General features: G+C 59.6%; 6 protein-coding genes and 3 tRNA genes. 5 read left to right on the top strand and 4 right to left on the bottom strand.

The window, feature by feature from the left end:
- A partial coding sequence (locus DRB19_RS30875; protein ID WP_210207551.1) for a hypothetical protein occupies positions 1 to 186 on the top strand: 186 nt, incomplete at its 5' end.
- 51 nt (positions 187 to 237) lie between these two features.
- Here DRB19_RS30875 and DRB19_RS28125 read toward each other — a convergent pair.
- The 3 genes from DRB19_RS28125 to DRB19_RS28135 all read right to left on the bottom strand — a co-directional run bounded on the left by DRB19_RS28125 (position 238) and on the right by DRB19_RS28135 (position 1,245).
- Positions 238 to 927: a glutathione S-transferase family protein gene (locus tag DRB19_RS28125; RefSeq protein WP_114189280.1), complete on the bottom strand. Its 690-nt coding sequence runs from the start codon at positions 925 to 927 to the stop codon at positions 238 to 240.
- Between the two features lie 140 nt (positions 928 to 1,067).
- Positions 1,068 to 1,141, bottom strand: a tRNA-Gly gene (locus DRB19_RS28130).
- A 19-nt stretch (positions 1,142 to 1,160) separates the two neighbouring features.
- Positions 1,161 to 1,245: transfer RNA gene (locus DRB19_RS28135), tRNA-Tyr, on the bottom strand.
- A gap of 191 nt (positions 1,246 to 1,436) precedes the next feature.
- Here DRB19_RS28135 and DRB19_RS28140 point away from each other — a divergent pair.
- Positions 1,437 to 2,261 (top strand): TrmH family RNA methyltransferase, encoded by an 825-nt coding sequence (locus DRB19_RS28140; RefSeq protein ID WP_114189276.1) that lies wholly within the window; start codon positions 1,437 to 1,439, stop codon positions 2,259 to 2,261.
- Between the two features lie 250 nt (positions 2,262 to 2,511).
- Positions 2,512 to 4,227, top strand: a complete 1,716-nt coding sequence (locus tag DRB19_RS28145; RefSeq protein ID WP_114189277.1) for an MFS transporter — start codon at positions 2,512 to 2,514, stop codon at positions 4,225 to 4,227.
- A 75-nt stretch (positions 4,228 to 4,302) separates the two neighbouring features.
- Here the strand turns inward: DRB19_RS28145 and DRB19_RS28150 are convergent, their stop codons facing one another.
- The gene (locus DRB19_RS28150; protein WP_114189278.1) at positions 4,303 to 4,515 is read right to left on the bottom strand and encodes a hypothetical protein; all 213 of its coding nucleotides are present in this window, start codon (positions 4,513 to 4,515) and stop codon (positions 4,303 to 4,305) included.
- Positions 4,516 to 4,757: 242 nt separating this feature from the next.
- Between DRB19_RS28150 and DRB19_RS28155 the strand changes: the two genes are divergently transcribed.
- A tRNA-Thr gene (locus DRB19_RS28155) sits at positions 4,758 to 4,832 on the top strand.
- Between the two features lie 654 nt (positions 4,833 to 5,486).
- Positions 5,487 to 6,629 (top strand): tyrosine-type recombinase/integrase, encoded by a 1,143-nt coding sequence (locus DRB19_RS28160; RefSeq protein ID WP_162815928.1) that lies wholly within the window; start codon positions 5,487 to 5,489, stop codon positions 6,627 to 6,629.
- Positions 6,630 to 7,243 lie beyond the last annotated feature (614 nt).

Consider the following 7,243-nt stretch of genomic DNA (forward strand, 5'->3'; position numbering starts at 1 on the left):
CTTGCCATGGTCAACGTGGCCAATCGTCCCGATGTTGCAGTGCGGCTTCGTCCGCTCAAACTTTTCCTTCGCCATCGATTTCTACCTTACAGGGCCAGGAACAAAAAACTCAGGGCGTCCCGATATTGCGGTTATGCTGTTTGCGCAAGAGCCAATTTCGATATTGCGTCGCATAGTTTTGGATGACGCCGCTGAGCGGACCACCCGGAACGCCTCGGCGAAGGTTCGAAAAGCCGGTCAGAATGCATTGGCGCCATCTGAAAGGAAGCGAGTCGGAATTGCCTCCCGAAGCGGGAAATATTTGAAGTGGGGGCGTGCCTCGGTGATCGTGCGTCTCACCGAAGGCCTTGCCATGAGCCGTTCGAAGTAGGCGGCAAGGTTCGTGTCGCCCGGTGGGAATGGCAGGACGGTCCTCGCATAGAACAGCGCCGGAGCCGCCGCGCAATCGGCCATGCTGAAGCCCTCGCCCGCCGCCCAGGTGCGCTTGCCCAGCCGGTGCTCGATCATATCGTACGCTACGCCCAGGCCTGCAATAGCCTCGGTGATGCTGCGGGGGTCGCGGTCGGCCTCCGGACGCAGGTGCTGTGCTATGACCTGCCGCATGGGATGCATGACGTAATTGTCGAAGAGGCGATCCCAGAGCCGGACCTCCAACTGCTCCTCGGGGTCGTCGGGCAACAACCGGATTTTCCCAGGATGCCGCCGGTCGAGGTGCTCGATCATGATCGATGTCTCGGGCACGATCCGGCCATCGTCGTCCAGAAGCGGGATTTTCGCGGTCGGCCACAGAGCCTGGAACGCCGCCCTAGCCGCCGGATCGCCGAGGTTGATCAATCGTGGTTCGAACGCTGCGCCATTCTCGTAAAGAGCGATGAGCACCTTCCAGCAGAAGGAAGAAAGCGGGTGGAAATGCAGCGTGAGAGCCATGGCGCCCGTGAGTTTCTGCATCGGCTAACTATGCCAGGGCTCATCCGGGAGCAAGGAATGCTTTCCGCCAGAGGATCCCACCATCAGAATCAAGACAGGGCCGCTGCCTTTGAAAGCTGCGATTCCTAAGGAAAGAGAGTTGGAGCGGGTGAAGGGAATCGAACCCTCGTATTCAGCTTGGAAGGCTGCTGCTCTACCATTGAGCTACACCCGCGTCTCAACCATCGGGCTGGTGGTGGGGGAAGTAGGACTCGAACCTACGAAGGCATAGCCAGCGGATTTACAGTCCGCCCCCTTTGCCGCTCGGGACATTCCCCCTTGAGCCAACCAGAAGCGCTTGAGCGCCAAGGCCGTCCACGGATCGCCTTAGTTGTCGGCAGGCGTTCCGTAGGGCGCTCTTATGGTGACCTGCATGGCTGGTGTCAACACCAAAGAGGGATGAAAGCTGCGAGTCGTGAACGTCTTTGGGCTGTGTTATGTGGCAGACATCATCAGACGAGACAGCCCCCATGAGCGACCGCCCCTTCCAGCCCCGCAAGCCCCGTTTCCAGCGCCCGCATGGAAAACCCGGACGCCGTGACAGCCAGCCGAGGCGCTTTTCGTCCGATGTCGAGACAACGGTCCTCTACGGCTGGCATCCGGTCGTGGAAGCGCTTCGCAACGGCAAGCGCGAGATTCGTCGCCTCCTGGCCACCGAAAACTCGGCCACTCGCCTCGGCGAGGAGTTGGGCACGCCATTGCCGTTCGAGCCGGAAATCGTGCGTCCGCACGACATCAGCGTGCTGGTGGAGCCGGATGCGGTTCACCAGGGGCTTTACCTCGAGGCCACGCCCCTGCCCTCGCCAACGCTCGACACCTTGAGCGGAGCACGGGTCGTCCTGGCCTTGGACCAGATTACAGATCCCCACAATGTAGGCGCCATCGTCAGGACGGCGGCGGCCTTTGGAGTGGAGGCGATCATCACCACGGCGCGCCATAGCCCGGCCGCGACGGGCGTGTTGGCCAAGTCCGCGTCGGGCGGCCTCGAACACGTGCCGTTCATGATCGTCCGCAACCTCTCGGATTCGCTGATCGCACTCGGCAAGCGGGGCTTCCAGCTCATTGGCCTCGATTCGTCTGGGGAGAACGATCTTGCGGATCTGCAACTCAGGTTGCCCCTCGTTCTGGTCCTGGGCTCGGAGGGCAAGGGCCTGCGCCAGAGAACCCGGGATTGCTGCGACGCGATCGGACGGCTCGACATGCCAGGGGAAATCAAGAGCCTGAACGTCTCCAACGCTGCTGCCATTTCACTTTATGCTGTGACTAAGGCGGTTGCCCGCCAACCTGCCGACTGAGCGCAGACGAACTTAAGCTACTGATAAAATTAATTTAATTGAGACGCGCTGCCCAAGTCTTAGACGGAAGTCTCAAATACGAATTGGGAATTGTGGCGGATCACGCTGGCGTTAGCCTTCCATCACACAGGATTCTTGGTCGCCTCGTGCGGCCTTGATGCCTCGGCCCAGGTCCTTGTCGCTCATAGAGGGCGGAACCTGCGGTCAAGAACCCGGATCACCGGGCGACGTGAATATGGAAGGGAACCCAATGGCAACAGCAGCAACCACGCCGCAAACGGCCGCAACAGCGCGGCCGATGACGCGGGAGGAGAGAAAGGTCATTCTGGCCTCCTCTCTCGGCACCGTTTTCGAATGGTACGATTTCTACCTCTACGGCTCACTCGCCACGATCATCGGCGCGCAGTTCTTCTCCGCGTTTGACGTGACGACCCGGAACGTCTTCGCGCTCCTGGCCTTCGCGGCGGGCTTCCTCGTGCGTCCGTTCGGCGCGATCTTCTTCGGGCGCATCGGCGACCTCGTCGGCCGGAAATACACCTTCCTGGTCACCATCCTGATCATGGGCTTCTCGACATTCCTGGTCGGATTGCTGCCCAGCTACGCTCAGATCGGTTGGGTCGCCCCGGTGGTCCTGATCGCTCTTCGCATGCTCCAGGGCCTGGCGCTCGGCGGCGAGTACGGCGGCGCAGCAGTGTATGTGGCAGAGCACGCTCCTGTCGGACGCCGCGGCTTCTACACCAGCTTCATCCAGATCACGGCCACGGTCGGCCTCCTCCTGTCCCTCGTGGTCATTCTTGTGCTGCGCACATGGATGGGCGAACAGGGCTTCCAGACCGGTGAAGGCTGGCCGATCGCCGGCTGGCGCATCCCGTTCCTCCTCTCCGTCGTGCTGCTCGGCATCTCCGTCTGGATTCGTCTCCAGATGCACGAATCCCCTGCCTTCAAGAAGATGAAGGAAGAGGGCACCCAGTCGAAGGCGCCCTTGAAGGAGGCCTTCGGTCAATGGGCGAACGTCAAGATGGTGCTCATCGCCCTGATCGGTCTTGCGATCGGCCAGGCTGTGGTGTGGTACACGGGCCAGTTCTACGCCCTGTTCTTCATCCAGAGCATCCTGAAGGTCGACCTGCTCACCTCCAACGTGCTGATCGCCTGGTCGCTGATTCTCGGCACCGGCGGCTTCGTGTTCTTCGGCGCGTTGTCGGACCGCATCGGCCGCAAGCCGGTGATCCTCGGCGGCTGCCTGATCGCGGCAATCACCTACTTCCCGCTGTTCGGCATGCTCACGAGCGTGGTCAGCCCCAGGCTCGATCAGGCGCTTGAAACCGTCAAGGTTCAGGTCGTGGCCGATCCCGCCACCTGCGGCTCGGTGTTCGACCCGGTCGGCATCCGCACCTTCACGGCCCCCTGCGACGTCGCCCGCGTGGCTCTCGCCCGGTCCGCCGTGAAGTACGAGCTGGTTCCAGCCCCGGCCGGAACGCCCATGAAGGTCACCTTCAACGGCAAGGAAGCTCCGGTGGCGCCGGCTGTGGCCGCCAACATCACCGGCTTTACCGCTGCGGCGGCGGAGGCCGGCTATCCGAAGGCAGGCGATCCGACCATCCTGAAGGTCGGCGGCTTCTTCGATGCCCTCGGCAACGCCCAGGCGCTCAAGGCCATCGGCATCCTGACAATCCTCGTGATCTACGTCACGATGGTCTACGGCCCGATCGCCGCGGCTCTGGTCGAGTTCTTCCCGACCCGCATCCGCTACACGGCCATGTCCCTGCCCTACCATATCGCCAACGGCTGGTTCGGCGGCCTTCTGCCCCCGACCGCCTTCGCGATGGTGGCCGCAACGGGCGATATCTACTACGGCCTGTGGTACCCGATCGTGATCGCCCTGGTGACCTTCGTGGTCGGCCTCCTGTTCGTGCCGGAGACCAAGGACCGCGATATTATGACGTACGAAGGCGCAGGCGTGCGGTAAGCACCTGTTCCGATCGCCAACGAGAAGCCCCGCCTCGCGGCGGGGCTTTTCTAGTTCTGGATAAGGTAGCTCAGCTCAATAGCAGGTGGTCACCTTGCGGACGATCCACCCTTCACCCTCGACCCAGAGGCGCATTCGGGAGCGCGCGCAATTTGCCTCCGTATTCGGCTGGGATTGTATCGATCCCGTCGTTTCCGGATCCTGGGCTGCGACCTTCGTCGTCGATTCGCGGGGCGGCTTGGCATTGTCCCGGCCGGCCTCGTAAGCCGCCTGCGCCGGAAGTGTCATGGCAGAAAGGCTTCCTAGGAGAGCGGCCACGGCGAAGTATCCGCAACGGCGGCCAGAGAAGCGATTCTCTTTTTCAGAACATGGATTTAGTCCAAACATAGCGCTCGATGCCTCAACGATCGTTTCGGGGAATAATCCCAGAATCAGCGGATGGTTGCGGTGCGAAAGAACACTTAATTTTTACACTTCAAGGGAACTTGCTTCCTCGAGCGTGCACTGATACCTGAACAGCATTCGACGATGCCGGTGTAGCACAGCGGTAGTGCAGCGGTTTTGTAAACCGAAGGTCGGGAGTTCGATCCTCTCCACCGGCACCACTCCCCTTCTCTTGAGTGGTAAGGCTTTCAGCGATAACAAGCACTTACGAAGCGTCCAACTCTCACACAGGACGCTCACATGGCGCTGAGAATGGCTCGACCTTGGAAAGACCCTAAGAGTGGTGTTTGGCACCTTCGCCAGCGAATCCCTCAGGACCTTATTCACCTCAAAGGTCAAATAGTCACACTCCCAATCGCCGACCGATTCGCTTCCGTGAAGCTCGGAGAGGTAGCCCAAGCCTCTCTACGCACTAGAGATCCGCGAGAAGCCAAGGAGCGTCATGCCATAGCTGATGCCGCCCTCCGTCGCTTCTGGGATAGTCGTCGTAATGGCCCTTCTCGCCTAAGCCATCAGCAAGCAGCGGCTCAAGCTGGCACCCTCTACACAGCCTTTGCCGACACCCTTGAGCGCAACCCCGGTTCGCCTGAGCGGTGGGCGCTAGAGCATCGGACGAGAAGTCGGATCCGATGAGGTCTGCATCTCAGCCATCCTGGAGCCATGCCGAAGCCGCCGGTGGCGCGTCCACTTAACGGTCCGATGCTCTAGTCCAGGACATGAACCAAATGGCCAGAGAGGGGCGGTTAGGCACAGGCCCTCTGATGATCGGCAAGGAAGCTGCTCAGGTCCACTCTATGGAATTAAGGTTCGGTCCCATGACTGACGCTCTCATACGGCGTGAGGGTCTGAATATTGATGACCAAAGCCGAAAGCTGCTCATCAAGGCTGTCGCTCATGCGCTTGATGCAGCTGCCCAGAAGCTAGAGCGTAACGCTGAATTTGATTATTCCCCTGATCCAGCAGCCTCAAGGTTCCCCAAGTGGGAGCCGGTGCAGACTGAGCCTGAGAAGTCCGGCCCTACCCTCTCCGTCGCTGACCTATGGAAGAGGTGGAAGATTTATCGCGCTGACAAGAAAGCCCCGACAACCATTGAGCGATACGAGGCGAGCCTTCGGTCTCTCTCAGCGTTCACCAAGGGCAAGCCCGCAGCGGAGGTCACAAGCGATGATCTGTACTCCTGGGCCGTTCATAGGCGGGATGTGGAGAACATCAGCCCGAAGGTGGTCAATCAGGTTGACCTTGTTGCCGTCAGTTCAGCGTTCAAATGGGCTGCGAGTCGGCAGGGCGGGAAGCTCATCTCGTCTAACCCTGTCACCCGAGACGTGCGCCTCGACCTCCCCAAGGTCCAGAAGGAGCGAGAGTCAACACTCAGGTCCCATGAGATCACAGCTATCCTTCAAGCTTCTCTAGGAGTGAAGGACGATCCAAAGAACCCTACCTCGGCATTTGCAAGGCGCTGGTGTCCTTGGCTTGCGGCTTACTCAGGGGCTCGTATCCAAGAGCTTACAGGGCTCAGAGTGGAAGACGTTGAGAACGAAGGCGGGATCTGGGTCATGCACTTCCACAAGACCAAGACAGGTCAGCCGAGGACTGTCCCGCTCCATGAGCACTTGATTGAGATGGGCTTCCTCGATTTCGTAAAGAGCCGGAAGGCAGGCCCCCTCTTCTACGATCCTAAGCGAAGCACCGGGAAGGCTAAGACACCCCAAGCAGAGCAACGAGCTATCAAGCTGGCTGATTGGGTTCGTACTCAGACAAACCTTGATAAGGCTGTCGATCCTAACCACGGGTGGCGACACACGTTCAAGACAAGGGCTCTAGCTGCGGGAATACCGGAGCGCATCAGTGATGCTATCACAGGGCACAGCACGGCGTCCGTGGCTAGGAGCTATGAGACGCCTACGGTGGGGATGAAGGCAGAAGCACTTAGCAAATTTCCTAGGTACGTGGTTCGCTGACAACCCTACACGCGTTACTGATTCAACTAAGGGCTTGTGTCTCGCTTCAAAGGAAAGGAGCGACAGGCTTACGATTATGGGTGGGGATGCGTCGCTTAAGCATCCTCACCCTGCTCAGCTCACTTCTTCAGATCCTCGACAACCTTCTTAGCGGATGGCTGCTGAGCCTGGGTATCGGTGCGATGGGTCAGCCGATCAGTCATCCTCTTTAAGACATCAGTGACCCTGTGAGCCATGTCTGACATGTTCATGATGGGCCTCGCTGTTCCAGCGCATCCAAGCTGCGCCTCAGGATCAACGTTCACCTGTGATCTTCGTTCGATAGGTATAGGTGCTGCTCCGCCTCAGCCTCTGGGCTTTTCATCGGGATGGGCTGCGATCTCGGCTGTGAGCTTCGGCAACTCCTTTGTCATCCAAGCGACCATCTCATCCAGTGTTTTTAAATGGTTTGGCATAAGGATGAATGAGCCGCTTGAGTCATAAACTTTGATCCATAGGCTTGGGCTAACGAACGGATCAACAGCAGTATGCTTTACAGAGGTGGCTCGGTTTGTCTGAACAGCGTTTTCGGTTCGCTAAGTGGAGCCTCTGCCGGGGTTAGGCTGCTGCAAGCT

The organism is Microvirga aerophila (assembly GCF_003332305.1).
Classification (GTDB): Bacteria; Pseudomonadota; Alphaproteobacteria; order Rhizobiales; family Beijerinckiaceae; genus Microvirga; species Microvirga aerophila.

Coding starts and splice junctions, on each gene's coding strand:
- DRB19_RS28125 (WP_114189280.1), bottom strand. CDS start 927: ATGGCTCTCACGCTGCATTTCCACCCGCTTTCTTCCTTCTGCTGGAAG.
- DRB19_RS28140 (WP_114189276.1), top strand. CDS start 1,437: ATGAGCGACCGCCCCTTCCAGCCCCGCAAGCCCCGTTTCCAGCGCCCG.
- DRB19_RS28145 (WP_114189277.1), top strand. CDS start 2,512: ATGGCAACAGCAGCAACCACGCCGCAAACGGCCGCAACAGCGCGGCCG.
- DRB19_RS28150 (WP_114189278.1), bottom strand. CDS start 4,515: ATGACACTTCCGGCGCAGGCGGCTTACGAGGCCGGCCGGGACAATGCC.
- DRB19_RS28160 (WP_162815928.1), top strand. CDS start 5,487: ATGACTGACGCTCTCATACGGCGTGAGGGTCTGAATATTGATGACCAA.